Genomic DNA, 21022 nt, shown 5'->3' on the forward strand with positions numbered 1-21022 from the left:
CCCGGGACCGGCGCCCACCACCCCCGGTGATGGCGCGCCACTTCACGAAAGGAACCTCATCATGAAAGCCCCTATCGCCTCACTCGCCTCTTTCGCCATCGCCCTGAGTCTGGCCGGACCGATCCAGGCCCAAACCGCCGATGCAACCACCGCCACCAACGCCCAGCAGGCCCTGGTGAGCGCCATGGGTGACAAGGCCAAAGACATCACGGTCGAGGTGTCGCAAGGCAAGGCCCGTCTGCAAGGCTGGGCTCAAGAGCCTGATGACGTCGATCAGGCGCGGTATGTCGTGAGCCAGTTGCCCGGCATCACGCGGGCCATCAGCACCCAGGTGCACACCTGGTCGGCCACGAACAGCTGACCCCGAGCCCCGTCATAGCCAGAGCGCAACCCCGCCGCACAAAACGCCGCAACCAAGGGCACCGCCGGGCCGGCTTTGCCGGACGGCCAGTGCCGCCCCCTTTTGAGGGGGTCGCGCGAAGCGCGGCGGGGGTGTTTCACTTCAAGCGCTGGCCCGTTTCGCCAGCAGGGCGCGCGCCACGCGCGAGCCGCTCGGGCGACCCAGGTGTTCGCTGATGAACTGGCCGGCATCCACCAGCTTGTCCAGATCGATGCCGGTTTCAATGCCCATGCCGTGCAGCAGGTAGACCACGTCTTCGGTCGCCACGTTGCCGGTCGCACCCTTGGCGTACGGGCAGCCGCCCAGCCCGGCCACGGAGGACTGGAAATTCCACACGCCCAGTTCCAGGGCGGCCAGTGTGTTGGACAGCGCCTGGCCGTAGGTGTCGTGGAAATGGCCTGACACCTCGTCGATGGCGAAATGCTGGAGCGTCGCCTCCAGGGCGGCCTGCACCTTGCGCGGCGTGCCCACGCCGATGGTGTCGGCCACGTCCACGCGCTCGACGCCGATGCCCTTCATCAGCCCCGCGAGGTAAGCCACGCGCCCGGGAGCGATGTCGCCTTCGTACGGGCAGCCCACGGTGCAGCTCATCGCGCCGCGCACCGCGATGCCAGCCGCCTTGGCCGCGGCGACCACCGGCGCAAAGCGTTCAATGCTTTCGGCGATGGAGCAGTTGATGTTCTTCTGGCTGAACGCCTCGCTCGCCGCACCGAACACCACGATCTCGTGTGGCTGGTCGAGCAGGGCCGCCTCGAAGCCCTTGAGGTTGGGCGTGAGCACCGAGTAGCGCACACCGCTCTGGCGCGTGATGCCGGCCATCACCTCGTGGTTGTCGGCCATCTGCGGCACCCACTTCGGACTCACGTAGCTCGTGACCTCAATCTCCGTCAGGCCGGCGGCCTGCAAGCGGTGCACCAGCTCGATCTTGATCGCGGCAGGCACCGGCTGCTTCTCGTTCTGCAGGCCGTCGCGCGGGCCGACGTCGATGAGCTGGACACGGGTGGGAATGGACATGGGGAAACCTCTTTCAAGACAACATCAGGCGGCGGGCGGCGCCCGGCGGCGTGCCCGCCAGGCCCAAGCCCAGCGCAGCGCCCACACCAGCGGCACCAGCACCACCAGCCAGGGAACGAAGGCAGCCACCAGGGTGATCAAACTCGCCACGCTGTCCGACATGACGCGCCCGGCGTCGCGCAGCGCGGTCCAGATCGGGTTGGCGGCGCGGCCTTCGGTGAGCGTGACCTCGGGGCGGAACGACACCTGCATGTGCTGGCGCGTGGTCTGCTGCATCAGCAGCTTGAGCTGGGTGGCGTGGCTGTCAAGTTCGGCCTGGGTCTGCGACAGGGTCTGCTGGATCTCCAGCACGTCCGACAGCTTGCGGTTGGCGCCCGGCTGCTGCAGCAGCGCGCGCAGGCTGTCGCGGAACTCGGTGCGGTTCTTGATGTGCGCCTCGACATCGACCACCTGCGCGGTCTTGTCTTCGCTGCTGGTGTTGTGCGAGGCCACGCGGCCCACGCCTTCGAGCTGGCCCAGCAGCTGCGGCGCGTCTTTCGGATTCACGCGCATCTCCAGCTCGGCGCCGCCGGGCTGGTCACGCAGCTCCTTGCGCACGGACGACGACACCACCTCGCAATCGAGCTTGGCGCAGGTGTCGGCCACGGCCTTCCAGGCCTCGGTGATCTGCTCGGCGGGCACCACCACCTCCAGCGCGTGGCTCACGGCGATGTGGCGCTGCGACAAGGCCTCGCCACCACCCGCAGCGGGCGAAGGAGCCAATTGGGCGCTCGAACGCTCGCCCGCCATCATCTTGGCGGACATCTCGGGGGCCGTGTCCCGCGACGGGGCGGGCATGGCCGGTGATTCAACCTGCCGCCCGCAAGCACCCAGAGCGAGCGTGACGGCGATCAGAGCGGCGACCAGCGCCGGTGGGCGCGAGAGAAAGCGGTGCATGTTGGAAATCCCTTGAGACACGGAAAGCAGAAAAGCCTATCAGAGGGTGCGGGCGACATGACGGATGCCGCCCGTCTGGTGTGGGCTGTCGGGATCAGGCCACGGACGTGGCGCTTGCGGGCTTGGGCCGCAGGCGCAGCAACAGCCAGCCGATGGCCATGCCGACGCCGCTGAACAGCAGCAGGATCGAGCCGATGAAGACCTTCAACACGCCCGAACTGCCGATCTCGGCGCTGGACGGATCGTTGACCGGGTAGCGCACCGTGACCGTTTCGCCGACCTCGTGCACCGCCTGCAGCTGCCGCAGCACCGAATCCGTGAACCGCAGGGTGCGGCCATCACTGGCCACAAACTCCACGATGCTCTGCTGGGCAAACCCGCGGCGGGTCGACGTTCCCACGAAGCTGTCGTGGTGCCCCACCACGCGACCTTGCGCCGTCTGCATCTCGCCCGAGAAGTTCAGGCTGGAGGCCAGCAGCCATGCCGAGCCCAGCGCGGTCAGGGCGCTGGGCACCAGAAGGATCCAGCCCAGCAGGCCGAAGAACCGGCGAACGGTGGAGGTCGAGGTTGTGGTGTTCATGTCTGAGGATCGCGGGTTCGGTCGCGTGGGCGCATTGGGCCTCAGTATCCGCGCACAGGATCGACCACACCCGCAACAGGCTCGCCCGCTTCGAGCGCGCGGATCTTGCCCGCGATCTGCGCGATGCTCTCATCGCGCAGCGTGCGCGCCGAGGTGTGCGGCGTCACCGTGACCTTCGGGTGCACCCAGAACGGATGGTCAGCGGGCAGCGGCTCGGTGCGGAACACGTCGAGCGTGGCGCCGGCCAGGTGGCCGCTCTCCAGCAGGGCGAGCAGATCGGCCTCGACCAGGTGCGCGCCACGCGCCACGTTGATGAGATAGCCGTCGGGCTTCAGGCGCCCCAGCGTCTCGCGGTTCAGGATGTCCCGCGTGTCGGGCGTGAGCGGCAGCAGGTTGACCAGCACGCGACAGCTCGACAGAAAGGTCTGGAACCCCACCTCGCCACTGTGCGCGACCACGCCATCGATGGTCTTGGGGCTGCGGCTCCAGCCGTGCACCGGGAATTCGAACACGCGCAGCGCTTGGGCCACCCTCTCCCCGAGCACGCCCAGGCCCATCACCCCCACCGGAAAGTCCTGGCGCTCGCGCGGCTTGCGGTACGACCACTTGCCCCCTTTCACGTCGGCCTCGTAACCGTCGAACTCACGGAAGTGGCGGATCACCGCGTGGCACACGTATTCGGCCATCTGCACCGACATGCCCGCGTCGTCGAGCCGCACCACCTTGACACCCGGCGGCAGGCGCAGCTTGAGCAGCGCGTCGACCCCCGCGCCGATGTTGAACAGGCCCTTGAGCGCCTGCTGTTCGTCCAAAAACAGTTGCGGTGGCGCCCAGACCACGGCGTGATCGGCCTGTGGAGCACCGGGTTCCCAGACCTCGACCGACGCTTCGGGAAACGCCGCGCGCAGGCCCTCCAACCAGGGCTCGGCCTTGGTGTCGGTGCAGCAGAAAGTGATGTTCATGCGGCGAGCTTAGCGGGGGCGTTCATTGCTGCCTGTTCATCCCGCAGTGGCGGTGGCGATTTTCAGCAGTTCCGCGCCCTCGGCCACCTGGTCGCCCGGCGCGTACAGCAGCTCGGCCACCGTGCCGTCGGCCGGCGCGGCGATGGTGTGCTCCATCTTCATGGCCTCCATCACCGCCAGCGGCTGGCCCTTCTTCACCGCGTCGCCGGCCTTGACGGCAAAGCTCACCACCTTGCCCGGCATGGGCGCGGTCAGGCGTCCCACGTCGTGAGCGGCTTCGCCGGCGTGGGCCAGCGCGTCGAGCTCGGTGATCTGGGTGGCGCCCAGGGCACAGAAGATGTGCACGATCTCTTCGCGCTGCCAGGTCTGCACCGTCTGGCGCTGGCCCATGAAGCGCAGGTCCATCAGCGTGCCGTTCTCTGCCGGCAGCGCGTCGAATGCGAGCGCGCCACTGACCTCAGAAAAAGCCAACTGAAGTGCGCCATCGTGCAGATAGGTCAGGCTGGCCTGCATCGCCTCGCCCAGGTATTCGAAGTCGAAGCGGCGCACCGTCAGGCCGTGCGGGCGCCAACCGTCGCGGCGCGAGAACGGGTCCTTGCCTTCGCTCGCGCGCTCGGCCAGCAGGGTCTGCGCCACGGCGGCGGCCACGGCCAGGTTGCGGCCCACCTTGTCCTGGTGGAACAGCACGCCCGCTTCGCGCGGGATCAGCGCTGTGTCCAGATTCGCATGCGCAAACGAGGGACTGGCGACCACGTGGCGCAGGAACTGCACGTTGGTCGACAGGCCGACGATGCGGGTTTGTGCCAGCGCGGCGTCGAGCCGGGCCAGCGCCTCGGCGCGGGTGCGGCCGTGCACGATCAGCTTGGCGACCATGGAGTCGTAGAAGGGGCTGATGGCGTCGCCCTCGCGCACGCCCGCATCCACGCGCACCGGCTGCGCAGCCACACGCGAGCCCTCACCCCGGCCCTCTCCCAGAGGGAGAGGGGGCAAGAATTCGGTGCACGCGGGCAGGCGGTAGACGTCGAGCCGGCCGGTGGCGGGCAGGAACTGGTTGTCCGGCGTTTCGGCGCAGATGCGCGCTTCGATGGCGTGGCCGTGGATGTGCAAGTCTTCCTGCTTCAGTGGCAGCGGCTCGCCGCTGGCCACACGCAGTTGCCAATCGACCAAATCGAGGCCGGTGATGGCCTCGGTGACCGGGTGCTCGACCTGCAGGCGCGTGTTCATCTCCATGAAATAGAAGCGCATGCCGCCTTCGGGCGGCTGCTCGACGATGAACTCCACCGTGCCCGCGCCCACGTAGTTCACAGCCTTGGCCGCCGCCACGGCAGCGGCGCCCATCTGCGCGCGCAGCTCGGGCGTCATCCCCGGCGCGGGCGCTTCTTCCAGCACCTTTTGGTGGCGCCGCTGCACCGAGCAGTCGCGCTCGAACAGGTACACACAATTGCCGTGCGTGTCGCCGAACACCTGGATCTCGATGTGGCGCGGGCGCTGGGCGTATTTTTCGACCAGCACCGCGTCGCTGCCAAAGCTGTTGATGGCCTCGCGCTTGCAAGAAGCCAACGCAGCGGCAAAGTCTTCGGCCTTCTCCACCGCGCGCATGCCCTTGCCACCACCGCCGGCGCTGGCCTTGATGAGCACCGGGTAACCGATGCGGTCGGCCTCGCGCTGCAGCAGGGCCGGGTCTTGATCGGCGCCGTGGTAACCCGGCACCAACGGCACGCCAGCGCTCTCCATCAAACGCTTGGACTCGGCCTTCAGCCCCATGGCCAGGATGGCGCTCGCAGGCGGGCCGATGAACACCAGGCCGGCTTCGGCGCAGGCGTTGGCGAAGGCTTCGTTTTCGCTTAGGAAGCCGTAGCCCGGGTGGATGGCCTGAGCTCCCGTGGCCTTGGCCGCATCGAGGATGCGCTGCCATTGCAGGTAGCTGTCTTTCGGCGCGCTGCCACCTATGTGCACGGCTTCGTCGCAGGCCGCCACATGCTTGGCGCTGGCGTCGGCGTCGGAGTACACGGCCACGGTGCGCACGCCCATGCGGCGGGCGGTGGCGGCAACGCGGCAGGCGATCTCGCCTCTATTCGCAATCAGGATCTTGGTGAACATTCGAGGCCTCAGGCGGTAGCAGAAGAAAACAGGGATTGCGCCCGGCGGAACACCGCGCGCAGGAACTTGAACAGCATCCAGGTGACGATCCACATCAGCACCACGGCGATGACCAGCAACACGCCGAACACCAGCGGGTGGTTGGTGGCCAGCCAGACCGCGCCGACCACCAGGCCGTCTTCGACCAGGCTCATGGCGATGTTGGAAAACGGCTCGGGCGAGCTGTTGATGGCGGCGCGCGTGGTGGTCTTGGCGGCCTGGCTGCTGGCCGCGAGCGTGCCGCCGAGCAGCGCGCCCACCAGGGCCATGGTGCTGCTGTCGGCGCCCAGCGCGCCCGCGGCCAGCGCGGCGCCCGCGGGGATGCGGATCACGCTGTTGACCATGTCCCACAGCGAGTCGAGCCCCGGGATTTTGTCGGCAAAGAACTCCACGAACAGCAGCCCGCCACTGGCGGCCAGCATGGCCGGGTGCTGCAGCACTTGCAGGCCTTCGGGCAATGGCAACCAGCCCATCGCGCCCAAAGCACCGACCAGGAACACCACCGCATACAACCGGAAGCCGCTGACCCAGCCGAGCGCGGCGGCCAGGGCCAGCAAGCTGGGCATGTCGAGGTGACTGGCGGCTGCGCTCACACCCTCGGCCACCTGGCCACCGACCTCATTGACCACGCCCGTGCCCAAGTGCAGGCCCATGCCGTGCAGCCAGTTGACGATGGTGGTCCAGAGTGCGTCCATGGTGTTCTCCTTGAGGGAAGCAACCGTCTAGCCCGCCAGCCACGCGGGCTTGCGCTTTTGCAGAAAAGAGGCCACTCCTTCGCGGCCTTGTTCGCTCGCGCGGATGTCGGCAATACCTTCGACGGTGGCTGCGATCAGCGCGGCGTCGATGGGCCGCTCGGCCACGTCCTGCACCAGCCGTTTGCAGGCCTTCACGGCGGCCGGGCTGGCGCTCACCAGCGCCTGGGCCAGTTCGTTGACCTTCGCGTCCAGCGTCTCCGGACCGCTCACCAGCTCGTGCACGAAGCCGATGCGGTGCGCCTCCTGCGCGCTGAAGCGCTCGGCGGTGAGGAAGTAGCGGTGCGAGGCGCGCGCGCCCATGGCGCGGATCACGTAGGGGCTTATGGTGGCCGGGATCAGACCGAGCTTGACCTCGCTCAGGCAGTAGGTGGCCGTGTCCACGCTGACGGCCATGTCACACGCCGCCACCAGGCCCATGCCGCCGGCGAACACGTCGCCCTGCACAGCGGCGATGGTGGGTTTGGGGCATTCGTAAATCGCCTTCAACATGGCCGCGAGCTGGCCCGCATCGGCCACGTTTTCTTCGCGCGTGTAGTCGGCCATACGGCGCATCCAGTTCAGGTCGGCCCCGGCGCAGAAGGCCGGGCCCTCGGCGGCCAGCACCACGGCGCGCACGTCGTCGCGCGTGCCCACGGCTTCAAACGCGGCCTTGAGCTCCTGGATCACGGCGTCGTTGAAGGCGTTGCGCACCTCGGGGCGGCTGAGCGTGATGCGGGCGATGCGGTCTTGGACCGAAACGGTCAGGGCTGGGCTCACGGCAGTGCTCATGATTTCTTGGCCTCGGCGGCCTCCAGTTGCAGGTGGTAGACCCAGTCCAGCTCCGGGCCAGGCTGACCCAGGGCGGTGAGCGCGGCGGTGATCTGGCCGCGGTGGTGGGTGGCGTGGTTGAACACGTGCGCCAGCGTGGCAGCAAACGGCAGCGATTGCGGCACACCCTTCATGGTCTGGTAGTCCAGCTGACCCTCAAAGCGCTCGGCGGGCCAGGAAGCGATCAGGTGTTCCCAGTTGGCGGCACCGCCCTTGAGCGCCTGGCCCAGGCGTTCGCGGTCGGGTTCCACTTCGGTGTCAAGTCCGAGCAGCGGCGAGGCGCCTTTGGAAAAGCGCGCGTACCAGAGCAGGTGCTCGGCCACCAGCAGGTGGTTGAGCGTGCCGTGGATGCTCTTGAAGAACAGGCCGACGTCCTTGCGGTAGTCGTCTTCGGACACGCGCGAGACGGCATCAAGCAGGCGGTGCGTGGCCCAGACGTGGTAACGCGCCTGCCGGGCGAAGTGGGTGTGAAAGGGACTCAACGAGGGGCTCAGTTCGGCCATGTGTCCAGACCTCCCAATGTTTTGAGCGATTCAAAGTCGGCGTCGCGGTGCAGCAGCGTGTGGCCGTGGGTCATGCAGTAGCTGGCGAGCAGCACGTCGATGGGGCTGCGCACGGTGCGGCCTTGTGCTCGCAGACGGCGGTACAGCGCCGCTGCGTTGAGCGCGTTGGCTGCCCCGCCAATGTCCATTACAGGCAAATCCAGCAACAGGCTCTCAGCCCACTGACGAGCTTTGTCGTTGCGAAACCCGCGCAGCACTTCGAACACCACCAGATCGGCTGTTCCAATCGACACATCCCCAGCTTCCAGCCAGCGCACCAGTTGTAGGCGTTGCGAGGTTGGCGCTTGATTGAAGAAGTCAATCCAGACGCTGGAGTCCACCAGAATCATGGTTTCTTTCGGGCTTTTGCGGTCAGTGTTGGAGGCGCGGGCTCTTGCAGCACTTGCGCCTGAACGTCTGTTTGGCCCCGTTGTTTCACGTCAATGGCACGGTCATACGGTTCGCCGGCTGCCTTCAAAGCCTGCTGTTCCGCACGCCAGCGGGCCCATCCTTCGTCAGAGTCGTCCCACTGAAGTTGTCCTTGCAAAGCCAGCAAGCCGTCGTACACCTTGCGCCGCTTGAGCATGCGCAAACCCTCTTCCACCGCCTCGCGCTTGGTCTTGAAGTCGCCATAGGCCATGACATCTGCCATGAGTTTGTCGTCGATCACGATGTTGGTCCGCACGGGGAACCTCCTTCAATGTGTATGAAATTAGAAAATCATACACATCACATTCGGAAAAGTCCAAACTTCGTCTCGGGGATCGGCGCGTTCAGCGATGCGCTCAGCCCCAGCGCCAGCACACGCCGCGTGTCGGCCGGGTCGATCACGCCGTCGTCCCACAGGCGGGCCGTCGCGTAGTAGGGGTGGCCCTGCACTTCGTACTGTTCCTTGATGGGCGCCTTGAACGCGGCCTCTTCTTCCGCGCTCCAGCTGCCGCCCTTGCCTTCGATGCCGTCGCGCTTGACGGTGGCCAACACGCTCGCGGCCTGCTCGCCGCCCATCACGCTGATGCGCGCGTTCGGCCACATCCAGAGGAAGCGGGGCGAGTAGGCGCGGCCGCACATGCCGTAGTTGCCGGCGCCGAAGCTGCCGCCGATGATCACGGTGAACTTCGGCACCGCAGCGGTGGCCACGGCCGTCACCATCTTGGCGCCGTTGCGGGCGATGCCTTCGTTTTCGTACTTGCGGCCGACCATGAAGCCGGTGATGTTCTGCAGAAACACCAGCGGCGTCTTGCGCTGGCAGCAGAGTTCGATGAAGTGCGCGCCCTTGAGCGCCGACTCGCTGAACAGAATGCCGTTGTTGGCAATGATGCCGACCGGCATGCCTTCGATGCGCGCGAAGCCGCAGACCAGGGTGGTGCCGAAGCGCGACTTGAACTCGTCGAAGTCCGAGCCATCGACGATGCGGGCGATGATCTCGCGCACGTCAAACGGCTTGCGCGTGTCGGTCGGGATCACGCCGTACAGCTCCTCGGCCGGGTACAGCGGCGCCACCGGGTCGATGGTGGTGATGGGCGGCACCTTGCGCGCGTTGAGGTTCTTCACCGCCTGGCGCGCCAGCGCCAGCGCGTGCAGGTCGTTCTGCGCCAGGTGGTCGGCCACGCCACTCAGGCGCGTGTGCACGTCGCCACCGCCCAGGTCTTCGGCGGTGACCACCTCGCCGGTGGCGGCCTTCACCAGCGGCGGGCCGCCCAGGAAGATGGTGCCCTGGTTCTTGACGATGATGGTCTCGTCGCTCATGGCCGGCACGTAGGCGCCGCCCGCGGTGCACGAGCCCATGACGACCGCGATCTGCGCGATGCCCTGCGCGCTCATGTTGGCCTGGTTGAAGAAGATGCGGCCGAAGTGGTCGCGGTCGGGGAAGACCTCGTCCTGGTTCGGCAGGTTGGCGCCGCCCGAGTCCACCAGGTAGATGCAGGGCAGGTTGTTTTGCTGCGCCACTTCCTGCGCGCGCAGGTGCTTCTTGACGGTGAGCGGGTAGTAGGTGCCACCTTTCACCGTGGCGTCGTTGCAGACGATCATGCAGTCCACGCCGCTCACGCGGCCGATGCCGGCAATGACGCCGGCGCAGGGCGCGCTGTCGCTGCCGTCGCGGTCCGGGTACATGCCCATCGCGGCCAGCGGGCTCAGTTCCAGGAAGGGCGTGCCCGGATCCAGCAGCATCTGCACGCGGTCGCGCGGCAGCAGCTTGCCGCGCGCGGTGTGTTTGGCGCGGGCCGCGCCGCCGCCGCCGAGCGTGGCTTTTTCAACCTGCGCCTTCAGGTCGTCCACCACGGCGCGCATGGCGGCGGCGTTGGCCTGGAAGTCGGCGGAGCGGGCGTTGAGTTTCGTGTCGAGTGCGGGCATGGCGTTCTCTGGTTCAGGCTGTTTTCTGTTCGGCCAGCCCCAGCTGGTCCTTCATGGCATCGCGTATCTTGAACTTCTGGATCTTGCCGGTCACCGTCATGGGGAAGGCGTCCACGAAGCGGATGTAGCGCGGCACCTTGTAGTGCGCGATCTGCCCTTTGCAGAAGGTGCGCACCGCGTCTTCGTCCAGCGCCTGGCCGGGCTTGACGATCACCCAAGCGCACAGCTCTTCGCCGTATTTGGCGTCGGGCACGCCGACCACCTGCACGTCCTGCACCTGCGGCATGCGGTAGAGGAATTCTTCGATCTCGCGCGGGTAGATGTTTTCACCGCCGCGGATCACCATGTCCTTGATGCGGCCGACGATGTTGACGTAGCCCTCGGCATCCATGGTGGCGAGGTCGCCGGTGTGCATCCAGCCCTCGGCGTCGATGGCCTCCGCCGTCTTGGCCGGGTCGTCCCAGTAACCGTGCATGACAGAGTAGCCGCGCGTGCACAGCTCGCCCGACTGGCCGGTCGCCATGACCTCACCACTGTCGGGGTTCACGATCTTCACCTCCAGGTGTGGCTGCACCTGGCCCACGGTGGACACGCGCCGGTCCAGCGGCGTGTCGGTGCTGCTCTGGCAGCTCACCGGGCTGGTCTCGGTCATTCCGTAGGCAATGGTGATTTGCGAGAGGTGCATGTCGCTCACCACGCGCTGCATCACGGCGGTGGGGCACGGCGAGCCGGCCATGATGCCGGTGCGCAGGGTCGACAGGTCGAACTCAGCAAAACGCGGGTGGTCCAGCTCGGCGATGAACATGGTGGGCACGCCGTGCAGACCGGTGCAGCGTTCGTCCTGCACCGTCTGCAACACGGTCAGCGGGTCGAAGCCGTCGTTGGGGTAGACGATGGTCGAACCGTGCGTGAAACAGGCCAGGTTGCCCAGCACCATGCCGAAGCAGTGGTACAGCGGCACGGGGATGCACAAGCGGTCGGCCGGCGTGAGCTTCATGCACTCGCCGATGAAGAAGCCGTTGTTCAGGATGTTGCGGTGCGTGAGCGTGGCGCCTTTGGGGAAGCCGGTGGTGCCGCTGGTGAACTGGATGTTGATCGGGTCGCTCGCCTTCAGCGTGGCCGCCACCTGCGCCACGCGCGGGTCGGTCGCGTCGCCCTGCGCGAGCAGCGCCGAGAAGCGCATCAGCCCGGGTTCTTCGGCGCCCTGCCCGGGCTCGTCGATCCAGACCACAGTCTTCAGGTGCGGCAGCTGCTGCGCTTCGAGCGCGCCCGGCTGGCCATGCGCCCACTCGGGTGCCAGCTCGCGCAGCATGCCCAGGTAGTCGCTGGTCTTGAAGCGCGCCATGCTCACCAGCAGCTTGCAGCCGACCTTGTTGAGCGCGTACTCCACTTCAGACGTGCGGTAGGCCGGGTTGATGTTCACCAGCACCAGGCCCACCTGCGCCGTGGCCAGTTGCATCAGCACCCACTCGGCGTTGTTGTGCGACCAGATGCCCACGCGGTCGCCCGGATTCAGGCCCTGCGCCAGCAGCGCGCTGGCCAGGCGGTGCGCGTCGGCCTGCAGTGCGCGGTAGGTGTAGCGCCGCCCCTGGTGCACGCTCACCAGCGCTTCGTGCTCGGGCTGGCGCGCCACCATGGCGTCAAAAAACGCGCCGATGGTCTGCTCGATCAGCGGCACGTCGGTCGCGCCGCGCGCCAGGCTTTGCACCAGCGGTGCGGCGGTTGAAGGGGTTGCGCTCATGGGTGTGTCTCCTCCGAATGCGGTCGCCCAGGCCGGGCCGGGCGTCAAGCGCAAGCATAGGAGCTCATGCCCAGCACCGGTTGCCAGAATGGTTGCAAATCGCGCCGCAACTGAGGCACACTGCCGGCCATGCCCAGCCCCACCCCAACGCCCCCGGGCTTCCCAAGCAATCTGCGCACGGCGCGCGCCGCAACGCCCATGGCCTTTGTGCGGGCCATTGTGCGGGCGTACCGGCTGCGCGGCATGGACCCGGCGCCCGCGCTGGCGCAGGCACAGATCGCGCCAAGCCTTTTGCAACAGCGGGCGGGCCACATCACCGCCGCGCAAATGGAAACCGTGTCGGGCGCGGCCATGCGCGAACTCGACGATGAAGCCCTGGGCTGGTTTGCCCGGCCCCTGCCTTGGGGCAGCTACGGCATGCTCGCGCGCGCCTCGCTCTCGGCCCCCACGTTGGGTGCGGCGCTCAAACGCTGGTGCCGCCACCACGGCCTGCTCACGCCCGACATCACCCTGACCGTGACCACCAGCGGCGACGTGGCCAGCATCACCCTCACCGAACACCGCCCACCGGGCGGCGACGGCAGCCTGCGCGAGTTCTGCTTCGTCTCTGTGCTGCGCAACAGCCTGGGCCTGGCCTGCTGGTTCGTGGACTCGCGCATCCCGCTGCTGGGCGCGAGCTTCCCGTTCGCCGCGCCAGCGCACGCCGAGGCCTACCGCGTGCTGTTCGACGGCCCGACAGAATTCGACTCGCCCGAGGCCGCCATCCGCTTCGACGCGCGCTACCTCGCTCTGCCCGTCAAGCGCGACGAAGCCGCCATGAACCAGATGCTGCAGCGCGCCCTGCCGATCCAGGTGCGCCCCTACCGGCGCGACCGCCTGCTGGTGCAGCGCGTGCGCCAGGTGCTCACGACCCAGCCGCTGGACGCCCACAACGCCAACGATCTCGCGGCCCTGCTCAACACCTCGGCCCGCACCCTGCACCGGCAACTGAAGGACGAAGGCGCGACGCTGCAGGCGCTGAAAGACGAGGTGCGGCGCGACCGCGCGCAGGACCTGCTGCAGCGCACGTCCCGACCGATCAAGCAGGTGGCCGAAGCCGCCGGGTTTCTGAACGAAAAGAGCTTCATCCGCGCCTTCAAGGGCTGGACGGGGGTGACACCGGGGGAATGGCGGGATGCGGGGCGCTCCGTGAGCGAACAAAACCCGAGTTGACCTGACAGCAGCGGCCCACGCCGCCCAAGGATTCGCCCGCAAGTCCTTGATTCCCTGGGCGCTTTTCATCCAGCGCGGTGTTCAATCCGCTGGTCGCCAATGCGAGTAGGCGGCCGGGAACCCGCTGCCGACAATCGTGCGATGCAACTGCCCAGACCTCCCTGCATCCGCGCCTGGCTTTCCACCCTGGCCACCATCGCGGTGTTGACCCTGCCAGCAGCGCAAGCCGCCGACACGCCACCCCTGCCTTACGGCCACCCAGCAGCGGCGGCCGAGCTGGACTGGGACCGGACGCTGAACCGGATCGACGCCGATGGACTCAACATCCACAGCGTGCTGGTCATGCACGGTGACCGCATCGTCGCCGAGCGCTATCGCAGCGGCCAGGACAGGGGCTTGTACAGCCTCTGGTCGTCTCGCCGCCACTTCGGCCCCGATGACCTGCACGACATGCGGTCCATCAGCAAGAGCGTGGTCGGCCTGGTGTACGGCGTCCTGCTGGCGCGCAAGGAAGTCCCCGGTCTGGACACGACGGTCGCGTCGCTGTACGCCGAACATCCGGCGCTCGACCAACCGCCGAAAAACGCGATCCGCATCCGGGACCTGCTGACGATGAGCGCCGGACTGGCATGGGACGAGCCGTCCCCCGTGCGGCGCACACGCGACGACGACCAGACGCCCCTGGCCTGGACGGGCTCCTTCTATTCCACCGTGTTCGGGCGCGACGCCGTGGCCCGCCCTGGCGAGACCTTCGTCTACAGCGGCGGCCTGACCTCGGTGCTGGTCGACGTCATCGAACGGTCCACCGGCCGTCCATGGGCCGAAGTGGTCGATGCCGAGCTGTTTCAACCCCTCGGCATCCAGACATGGACATGGGGCCGCGATCTCCGTGGCCGCCCACTCGCTCACGCCGGCCTGCGCCTGCGCCCGCGCGATCTGCTGAAGATCGGCGCCCTGGTGCTGCGGGGTGGGCAATGGCAAGGGCGGCAGGTGGTGCCGTCGGCCTGGGTGCAGGCCACCACCTCGACCCACATCCGGGTCAGCGCCCGCTTCGGCTACGGCTACCAGTGGTGGACCAGCGAGCAAACGGTGGCGGGCAGATCGCTGGCGGTGATTCAAGCCATCGGCAACGGAGGCCAACGGCTCTTCGTGGTGCCCGAGCTCGACCTGGTGGTCGCGATGACCGCAGGAGACTACGGCACGCCCGAAATCCTGGCGGCCGAGGACAGCGTCTTTGCCGCGCTGCTGGCGCTCGCCTCCCGCCAGGCTCAACCCGCGACGACGTCCAGGTAAGCGCGGACCAAGCGAACCGACTCGTCCTCCAGCGCCTGATCGGACACGGGCAGTGCCTCCGCGTCTTCGGTCAATGCCCGTGCGACACCCAGCACGGCGCGCGAGACGACAAAGAGCTGCGCCCCGGTCAGGGAACGGCCCTCCAACGGACCACCGGGGTGCGACACGATGTGCCCCACCTGCGCCCGAACCTGCTCGGCGTCGTCGCCCGCCAACCCGGCACCGAGGTAGGCACTCAGCAAAGTTCTGCGCAGGCTTGCATCTTGCCGATGGCGCTGGAAAAGCACGCGAACGATGCAACGCACAGGGTCCGCGCCCTGCGCTGCAGCGGTCTCCAGCGCATCCACCACGGCTTGCCGGTCCGCCTGCAACAGCCGGCGCGCCAGCGCCACCAGAATGGACTGCTTGTTGGGGAAGTAGCCATACAGCGTGCCGATGCTGACGCCCGCACGCTCGGCAATCCGGTTGGTGTTGAAGCCCGCAAGCCCCCGCTGCTGGAGCAAGAGCCAGGCCGCCTCCAGGATCACAGCCAGGGTTTCGTGCGCCCGTACCTGGCGGGGACTGCGGCGTGTGAGTGGAGCGGCTTTCTTTCGCTGGGCGGTCATGGGGTCGCATTTTGGACTTGGCGCAACCAAAGGGACTTGGAGGGCGCGCAAAGGCGAGCGGATCACCTCCCGCATCACGCCAAGAACGCCGCAGGTGACCCCATCGGATACCGCGGCGCGACCGCGCTGCAGACCCCATCTTTGGCCTGATCTGCAACCCCGATGGCGCAGCCATGGCCACCACCCTGCCTAGACTGCCCCCATGATCGTTTTGCACCACTGCGTCAGCGCCCGCTCCCTGCGTCCCCTGTGGATGCTCGAAGAGTTGGGCCTGCCCTACGAACTGCGCATGCTGCCCTTCCCGCCCCGCGTGCACGCCCGTCACTACCTCGACCTGAACCCTCTCGGCACCGTGCCCCTGTTGGAAGACGGCGCCACCCGCATGACCGAGTCGGCCGCGATGTGCCAGTACCTCGCTGCGCGCCACAGCCCGGGCGGGCTCGATGTGCCCGCCGGCGAGCCCGCCTTTGGCGCCTACCTCAACTGGCTGCACATGAGCGACGCCACGCTCACCTTTCCGCAGACGCTGGTGCTGCGCTACACCCACTTCGAACCGCCCGAGCGCCTGCAACCCCAGGTGGCCGCCGACTACGCGCGCTGGTTCCTGGCCCGACTGCGCGCGGTGGACGTGGCCGTACAGAAAAACGAGCACCTGTGCGCCGGCCGCTTCACCGCCGCCGACGTGGCCGTGGGCTACGCCCTGGTGCTCGCCCGACATCTGGGCCTGGACGCCCAGTTCACGCCCGCGGTGGCCGCCTACTGGCAGCGGCTGCAAGACCGCCCCGCCTTCCAGCGCGCCCTGCGCGTGGAGCGAGAAACGGCGTTGAGCCAAGGGGTGGGCCCTACGCCTTCGCCTGACTTGCGGTTTTGAAGTTGCGGCACACCGGGAGCCGGTGGAGCGGCTACGGCCTTTCCAGCGAGACCGCCCTCGAACGCCTGACCCGTCCCAGCCAGCACACACATGTCGGCACCAGCACGGCATACAGCACAAGCAAACCACTCGTTGCCAGCAAGCCCTCGGTCATCTTCAGGTACGAACTCCACACATCGGCACCCGAGTCCATGCCCAGATCCAGGCGCTGATTCCGATACAAATAGTCCCCAACCTTTGACAACCGCACCAGGGACCCGACCACCCAGAAATTCAAGAACCCGCCCATCAAGGCGAAGACCCCGCGCAACGTCCGCGAGCGAACAAGGCCCTGCCCCAACGCGATGTAAAGCCGCCACACGGGGAAGATGAACACGCCCACCAGCAGCCACAGGAACACAAACACCGCAATCCATCGACCGATCGCATCGGCGGCATCCAATGACGGCACCGGCACAACCACCGACAAGAACACCACACCAATCAAGGGAATGCAGTAAATGACCGCCGCCTTGAGGTGTGGTTTGACGCACTCGGAAAAGAAACTCATATCACGCTCCCATTGCGCTCAAAGGTACCACGCAGACTTCTCGCCGCTGCTGGAAACGGCCTTGTCGCAATGCAGCCAGAGCAGGCCGAGTGCGGCAAAAAAGATGCTTGGATATATTGACGAGAGTGTCATGACCAGAATGACTGCAGCGAACAGCCAACTCAGCAGTTTCTGCGTCATACACTACATGAGGCGCTCATCCGCCACGGGCTGATGTCAATCAGCTTTCCCTATTCACAAGATTATTAAGGCATCAATTTCATGAAAGTCGCGTCACTCTTTGCTCTTGCTGCAACCTTGCTTGTTACCGGGTGTGCATCTGTGAACATGGCATCCAAAGAAGAATCAGCCAAAGCAAAGGAATTCAATCAACCCAGCCCAGGCAACGCCGGTGTCTATATCTACAGGAACAGCTTCACAGGGAAAGCGCTGAAGAAAGACATTTGGGTTGATGGAAAGTGCATTGGAGAGAGTGCCCCGGACGTTTTCTTTTACACCGAGGTTGAGGGTGGAAAAACCCACAAAATTGACACGGAGTCCGAGTTTTCTCCCAACACCCTGGAGTTGATGTTTGTATCTGGCAAAAACTACTTCGTCCGTCAGTTCATCAAGATGGGCATGTTTGTCGGCGGAGCGGGGGTTGTGCAGGTTTCTGAAAAGCAAGGCATGAGTGACGTGGTGGAGCTTGACATGGCCAAACTCGGCAACTGCAGCGCTACACGATAAACGGCATTTGCGAGCTCAGACAGGGATTGAAAGGTGAGTTTCAACAACAGAAATTCACCTCTCAGCCAATCTGGGCGCAACACAAAATCCACCATGGGTCATTGCTTCGCAAAGAAGTTGACCGGACTGGTCAACCAACTCATTGAATGGCCGCTCCATCAATTGAATGGCTCGGCAAAGCCTCGGTCAGCGCCCCGCAGGCGGGATGTCAACTCCACCGCCAGCCGGCGCCGGAATTCCCCTACCTTCCACGTTCGGCGACGTCACCGGCAAGCCATTGGCCAATGGCTTCTCAGGCGCAGCCACTGGCGCTGACACAGGCTTCGGTGTCGCAGGCGTCTCAACCGCAGCCGTACCCGCCTTCCCCAACCCCAACTGATTCACCAGACTCTGCACCGCAGCGTCCACCTGCACCTTGAGCGACTCGCGCGCCGCAGCGGCGTGGTCGTCGTTCAGGCGCGGGCCGCGCAGCAGCGCGGGCGCGGGCACGCGCTGGGCGGTGGTCACTGTCGCTTCGCCGAGCACGGCGCCGAAGGTGCTGGGCACGAGCAGGTCGACACGCAGCGAGGCGTGGGCCACCGACTCGGTGCCAAGTTGCAGGATGCTGCGCTGCGCGATGCCGAGGCCAAAGAAGCCTTCCTTGGTGGCCCAGATGCTGTCGGCCGAGGGCGCGCCCGAGATCAGCAGCACGTGGTCGGTCGGGGTCTTGAGTTCCTTCAGCTCCTTGAGCGCTTCTTCGCGGCGGGTCGATGTGATGGTGGCGCGCTGCACGCTGGAGAAACGCCCGGAGGCTTTGAGCAGCTCCACGGTGCGGGTTTCGAGCTGTTCCTTGAAGCCCCAGTCGGGCACGAAGGCTTCGCCGTGCTCGTTGTTGAACACGGTGGTGCCGCGCCAGGAGAGGCGCAGCGTGGTGCCGATGGTGCTGATGACGGTGATGGATTTGCCGAGCAGGCGCGCCTGCACGCTCGTCGTTTCGACGCTGGAGCAGGCGGCGAGGCCGAGGCCGGCGAGCGGCATGAGCCGCAGGAGCGGCGAAAGAGGCAAAGCGGTGCTGTGGCCCAGCAGTTGGCGGCGGGTGAGGTGCATGGCACGTTTTTACCGCAAGCCGGGCGGTGGCAACGTCAGCGCCTGCGCCAGTTCGGCCATGTGGCGCATGACGCGGGCCACCGGCAGGCCCTCGAAGGCGCGGCCGTCGCCGTGCTGGCAGTAGCCCCAGACGGTGGCGCCGGCCGCGAGGCCGGCCTGTGCGCCAGTGGCGGTGTCTTCGATCACCAGGCAGCGCGCGGGGTCCACGCCCAGGTGGGCGGCGGCGGCGAGGTAAACATCGGGGTGTGGTTTGGAGCGCGGTTGGTCGTGGCCGCTGAAGATGCGGTCTTCAAAATACGGCGCCATGCCGGCCATGCCGATCTGCATCACGACCTTGGGCCGGTCGGCGCCGGAGGCGCAGGCGATGCGACCGGCCGTGTGGCCGTGCGCGGCGATGACGGCGTCGAGCGCTCCCTGCACGGTCTGCAGTTCGGCGCGCAGGCGCTGGTCGCGCCGCGTGTAGAAGGCGCGCATCCAGTGATCGGTGAGCGGCCGACCGGTCTCGGCCTCGATGCGCACGCGCTCGTCGCGCACGGCCTTGCCGATGAAGATGCGCTCGCACTCGGCCTGGCCCAGCGCCCAGCCAGCCTCGTTCAGCATCTGGCGCAAGACGCCGTTGGTGATGGGCTCGCTGTCCACGAGCACGCCGTCGCAATCGAACAGCACGGCCTCAAATTTCGCGATGTCACTTCTCACCGTCACTTCAGATCTCCATCCACATAGAACCAGCGCCCACCTTCGCGCACGAAGCGGCTGTTTTCACACAGGCGCACACCGCGCCCACCCAATCGCGAGCGCGCGACGAACTGAACCTCGGCGTGATCGGCGTCGACCACGCGGTGGCGTTTGACCTCCAGCCCCAGCCATTTCTGGCCCGGCTCCAGCGTGAGCTCGGCGGGTCGGGTGCTGGGGTGCCAGCTGCTGTTCAGGTAGTTCACGCGCCCGAGCACAAAAGCGCTGTAGCGCGAGCGCATGAGGCTCTCGGCATCGGGCGCGGGGGTGTCGTGGTCGAGGTAGCGGCCGCAGCAGGCGTCGAACGCGAGCACCTTGCCTCGCGCGTCCACGCGCCCGCAGGGGCACGGCGTGAGCTCGCTCATGCCGCCGTTTTGCGCACTGCGTGGGCGGCCTTGTGGGCTTCCAGGGTTTCGGTGGGGGCGCCTGCTTTGGCCCAGGCGCCGAAGCCGCCTTCCACGTGGGCCACGTTGGTCATGCCCATCTCTTGCAAGGCCTTGGCCGCCAGCGCGCTGCGCCAGGCGCCGCCGCAGAACAGCACGAACTCTTTGCTCTCGTCGGCGAACACGGGTTTGAAATACGGGGAGTCAGGGTCGACCCAGAATTCGAGCATGCCGCGCGGTGCGAGCAAGGCGCCGGGCACGGTGCCCTCGCGCTCCAGCTCGCGCGGGTCGCGGATGTCGACCATCTGCAGGGTCGGGTCGTTGGCCTGCAGGCGCTCGCGCACCTGCTCGACGCTGTAGGTGGTGATCTGCGCGGTGGCTTCGTCTACCAGCGCGCGAAAGCCTTTGGTGATGGGCATGGCGGTCTCCTTGTTGGATCGGGTCAATGGTAGCGGCGACCAGCGCGCGGAGCGCGGCGGTGGTAGCGTGTTGGGCGTTGTCCAACAGGAGCCCCAGCACCATGACCACCATTCACGACCTGTCCGCTTTCCCCATCACCCAGAAGTGGCCCGCCACCCACCCCGACCGCCTGCAGCTCTACAGCCTGCCCACGCCCAACGGCGTGAAGGTGTCGATCTTGCTGGAAGAGCTGGGCATGCCCTATGAGGTGCACCGCGTGAGCTTCGACACGCAGGACCAGTTCACGCCCGCGTTTCTGTCGCTGAACCCGAACAACAAGATCCCCGCCATCCTCGATCCGAACGGCCCGGGCGGCCAGCCGCTGGCGCTGTGGGAGTCGGGCGCGATCCTGGTCTACCTGGCCGAAAAATCCGGCCGCTTCCTGCCCACCGACCCCGCCGCACGCTACGAAACCCTGCAGTGGCTGATGTTCCAGATGGGCGGCGTCGGCCCCATGTTTGGCCAGGTCGGCTTCTTCACGATTTTTGGCGGCAAAGACTATGAAGACAAGCGCCCGCGCGACCGCTACACCGCCGAATCGAAACGCCTGCTGGGCGTGCTGAACGAACGCCTGAAAGGCCGCAGCTGGGTCATGGGCGACGAGTACACCATCGCCGACATCGCCATCTGGCCCTGGGTGCGCAACATGGTCGAACGCTACAAAGCCGGCGACCTGGTGGGCTACGCCGAGTTCACCGAAGTGCAGCGCGTGGTGGCGGCCTTCGTAGCACGTCCGGCGGTGGCGAAGGGTCTGACGATTCCGGCTGCGCCGAACTGAAGAACCGCAACGAACGAAGTGGCTTCAACCCAGGAGGCGGTGGAACCGGCTTTGCCGGGCCACTCGCATCGTCCCCCTTCCAGCGGGAAGCCGCGTCAG

The 21022-nt window shown here is 66.7% G+C and carries 25 protein-coding genes; 6 read left to right on the forward strand and 19 right to left on the reverse strand.

All coding sequences use genetic code 11. From position 1 onward, the window contains the following. Positions 1–61 precede the first annotated feature (61 nt). The gene (locus B0E41_RS12745; RefSeq protein ID WP_077331533.1) at positions 62–361 is read left to right on the forward strand and encodes a BON domain-containing protein; all 300 of its coding nucleotides are present in this window, start codon (positions 62–64) and stop codon (positions 359–361) included. 141 nt (positions 362–502) lie between these two features. Here the strand turns inward: B0E41_RS12745 and B0E41_RS12750 are convergent, their stop codons facing one another. The 12 genes from B0E41_RS12750 to B0E41_RS12805 all read right to left on the reverse strand — a co-directional run bounded on the left by B0E41_RS12750 (position 503) and on the right by B0E41_RS12805 (position 12228). Continuing rightward, positions 503–1414, reverse strand: coding sequence for a hydroxymethylglutaryl-CoA lyase (locus B0E41_RS12750; protein WP_077331534.1), 912 nt, complete (start codon positions 1412–1414; stop codon positions 503–505). Between the two features lie 24 nt (positions 1415–1438). Further along, positions 1439–2350 (reverse strand): DUF4349 domain-containing protein, encoded by a 912-nt coding sequence (locus tag B0E41_RS12755; protein ID WP_077331535.1) that lies wholly within the window; start codon positions 2348–2350, stop codon positions 1439–1441. Between the two features lie 94 nt (positions 2351–2444). Then, positions 2445–2930, reverse strand: coding sequence for a DUF3592 domain-containing protein (locus B0E41_RS12760; protein WP_077331536.1), 486 nt, complete (start codon positions 2928–2930; stop codon positions 2445–2447). Between the two features lie 41 nt (positions 2931–2971). Further along, positions 2972–3892, reverse strand: a complete 921-nt coding sequence (locus tag B0E41_RS12765) for a glyoxylate/hydroxypyruvate reductase A (protein ID WP_077331537.1) — start codon at positions 3890–3892, stop codon at positions 2972–2974. Positions 3893–3928: 36 nt separating this feature from the next. After that, positions 3929–5992, reverse strand: coding sequence for an acetyl/propionyl/methylcrotonyl-CoA carboxylase subunit alpha (locus B0E41_RS12770; RefSeq protein WP_077331538.1), 2064 nt, complete (start codon positions 5990–5992; stop codon positions 3929–3931). An 8-nt stretch (positions 5993–6000) separates the two neighbouring features. Continuing rightward, positions 6001–6726: a DUF4126 domain-containing protein gene (locus B0E41_RS12775; RefSeq protein ID WP_077331539.1), complete on the reverse strand. Its 726-nt coding sequence runs from the start codon at positions 6724–6726 to the stop codon at positions 6001–6003. Positions 6727–6753: 27 nt separating this feature from the next. Further along, positions 6754–7554 carry an enoyl-CoA hydratase/isomerase family protein gene (locus B0E41_RS12780; protein ID WP_171984751.1) on the reverse strand — a complete coding sequence of 267 codons (801 nt, stop codon included), beginning with the start codon at positions 7552–7554 and terminating at the stop codon, positions 6754–6756. Then, positions 7551–8096: a DinB family protein gene (locus tag B0E41_RS12785; RefSeq protein ID WP_077331540.1), complete on the reverse strand. Its 546-nt coding sequence runs from the start codon at positions 8094–8096 to the stop codon at positions 7551–7553. The genes B0E41_RS12780 and B0E41_RS12785 overlap by 4 nt, the downstream gene beginning before the upstream one ends. Beyond that, on the reverse strand, positions 8084–8485 hold the full coding sequence (locus B0E41_RS12790) for a PIN domain-containing protein (protein ID WP_077331541.1): 402 nt from the start codon (positions 8483–8485) through the stop codon (positions 8084–8086). Before B0E41_RS12790 ends, B0E41_RS12785 begins: the two co-directional genes overlap by 13 nt. Then, positions 8482–8805: a type II toxin-antitoxin system VapB family antitoxin gene (locus B0E41_RS12795; RefSeq protein ID WP_253194821.1), complete on the reverse strand. Its 324-nt coding sequence runs from the start codon at positions 8803–8805 to the stop codon at positions 8482–8484. Before B0E41_RS12795 ends, B0E41_RS12790 begins: the two co-directional genes overlap by 4 nt. A gap of 59 nt (positions 8806–8864) precedes the next feature. Then, entirely contained in the window at positions 8865–10487 is a 1623-nt protein-coding gene (locus B0E41_RS12800) for a carboxyl transferase domain-containing protein (protein ID WP_077331543.1), read from the reverse strand. Between the two features lie 13 nt (positions 10488–10500). Continuing rightward, positions 10501–12228, reverse strand: coding sequence for an AMP-binding protein (locus tag B0E41_RS12805; protein WP_077331544.1), 1728 nt, complete (start codon positions 12226–12228; stop codon positions 10501–10503). A gap of 129 nt (positions 12229–12357) precedes the next feature. Here B0E41_RS12805 and B0E41_RS12810 point away from each other — a divergent pair, with 129 nt between their 5' ends. Then, positions 12358–13440, forward strand: coding sequence for an AraC family transcriptional regulator (locus B0E41_RS12810; protein WP_077331545.1), 1083 nt, complete (start codon positions 12358–12360; stop codon positions 13438–13440). Positions 13441–13581: 141 nt separating this feature from the next. Further along, on the forward strand, positions 13582–14733 hold the full coding sequence (locus B0E41_RS12815) for a serine hydrolase (protein ID WP_171984752.1): 1152 nt from the start codon (positions 13582–13584) through the stop codon (positions 14731–14733). Here B0E41_RS12815 and B0E41_RS12820 read toward each other — a convergent pair. Then, positions 14709–15338 (reverse strand): TetR/AcrR family transcriptional regulator, encoded by a 630-nt coding sequence (locus B0E41_RS12820; RefSeq protein ID WP_171984753.1) that lies wholly within the window; start codon positions 15336–15338, stop codon positions 14709–14711. The two genes, B0E41_RS12815 and B0E41_RS12820, sit on opposite strands and share 25 nt — an antisense overlap. Before the next feature lie 202 nt (positions 15339–15540). On the opposite strand from B0E41_RS12820, the gene B0E41_RS12825 reads away from it, so the two are divergent. Continuing rightward, complete coding sequence (locus B0E41_RS12825) at positions 15541–16209, forward strand: glutathione S-transferase family protein (RefSeq protein ID WP_077331548.1); 669 nt, start codon at positions 15541–15543, stop codon at positions 16207–16209. 31 nt (positions 16210–16240) lie between these two features. On the opposite strand, the gene B0E41_RS12830 is transcribed toward B0E41_RS12825, so the two are convergent. Both B0E41_RS12830 and B0E41_RS27125 read right to left on the reverse strand, forming a co-directional pair. Continuing rightward, entirely contained in the window at positions 16241–16759 is a 519-nt protein-coding gene (locus B0E41_RS12830) for a hypothetical protein (protein ID WP_077331549.1), read from the reverse strand. An 18-nt stretch (positions 16760–16777) separates the two neighbouring features. Continuing rightward, entirely contained in the window at positions 16778–16939 is a 162-nt protein-coding gene (locus B0E41_RS27125; RefSeq protein ID WP_171984754.1) for a hypothetical protein, read from the reverse strand. An 81-nt stretch (positions 16940–17020) separates the two neighbouring features. On the opposite strand from B0E41_RS27125, the gene B0E41_RS12835 reads away from it, so the two are divergent. Beyond that, positions 17021–17485: a DUF2846 domain-containing protein gene (locus B0E41_RS12835; protein ID WP_077331550.1), complete on the forward strand. Its 465-nt coding sequence runs from the start codon at positions 17021–17023 to the stop codon at positions 17483–17485. 186 nt (positions 17486–17671) lie between these two features. Here the strand turns inward: B0E41_RS12835 and B0E41_RS12840 are convergent, their stop codons facing one another. From B0E41_RS12840 to B0E41_RS12855, 4 genes are read right to left on the reverse strand one after another with little or no spacing between them, the layout of a single operon-like run. Continuing rightward, positions 17672–18571: a hypothetical protein gene (locus B0E41_RS12840; RefSeq protein ID WP_077331551.1), complete on the reverse strand. Its 900-nt coding sequence runs from the start codon at positions 18569–18571 to the stop codon at positions 17672–17674. Between the two features lie 9 nt (positions 18572–18580). After that, complete coding sequence (locus tag B0E41_RS12845) at positions 18581–19255, reverse strand: HAD family phosphatase (RefSeq protein ID WP_077331606.1); 675 nt, start codon at positions 19253–19255, stop codon at positions 18581–18583. 14 nt (positions 19256–19269) lie between these two features. Next, complete coding sequence (locus B0E41_RS12850; RefSeq protein ID WP_077331552.1) at positions 19270–19668, reverse strand: YchJ family metal-binding protein; 399 nt, start codon at positions 19666–19668, stop codon at positions 19270–19272. Continuing rightward, a complete protein-coding gene (locus B0E41_RS12855; RefSeq protein WP_077331553.1) occupies positions 19665–20105 on the reverse strand; it encodes a rhodanese-like domain-containing protein in 441 nt (146 codons plus the stop codon). The genes B0E41_RS12850 and B0E41_RS12855 overlap by 4 nt, the downstream gene beginning before the upstream one ends. A gap of 110 nt (positions 20106–20215) precedes the next feature. Here B0E41_RS12855 and B0E41_RS12860 point away from each other — a divergent pair, with 110 nt between their 5' ends. Next, the gene (locus B0E41_RS12860; RefSeq protein ID WP_143433817.1) at positions 20216–20923 is read left to right on the forward strand and encodes a glutathione binding-like protein; all 708 of its coding nucleotides are present in this window, start codon (positions 20216–20218) and stop codon (positions 20921–20923) included. The last annotated feature ends 99 nt before the right edge of the window (positions 20924–21022 follow it).

The organism is Hydrogenophaga sp. A37 (genome assembly GCF_002001205.1).
In the GTDB taxonomy this organism is placed as follows: Bacteria; Pseudomonadota; Gammaproteobacteria; order Burkholderiales; family Burkholderiaceae_C; genus Hydrogenophaga.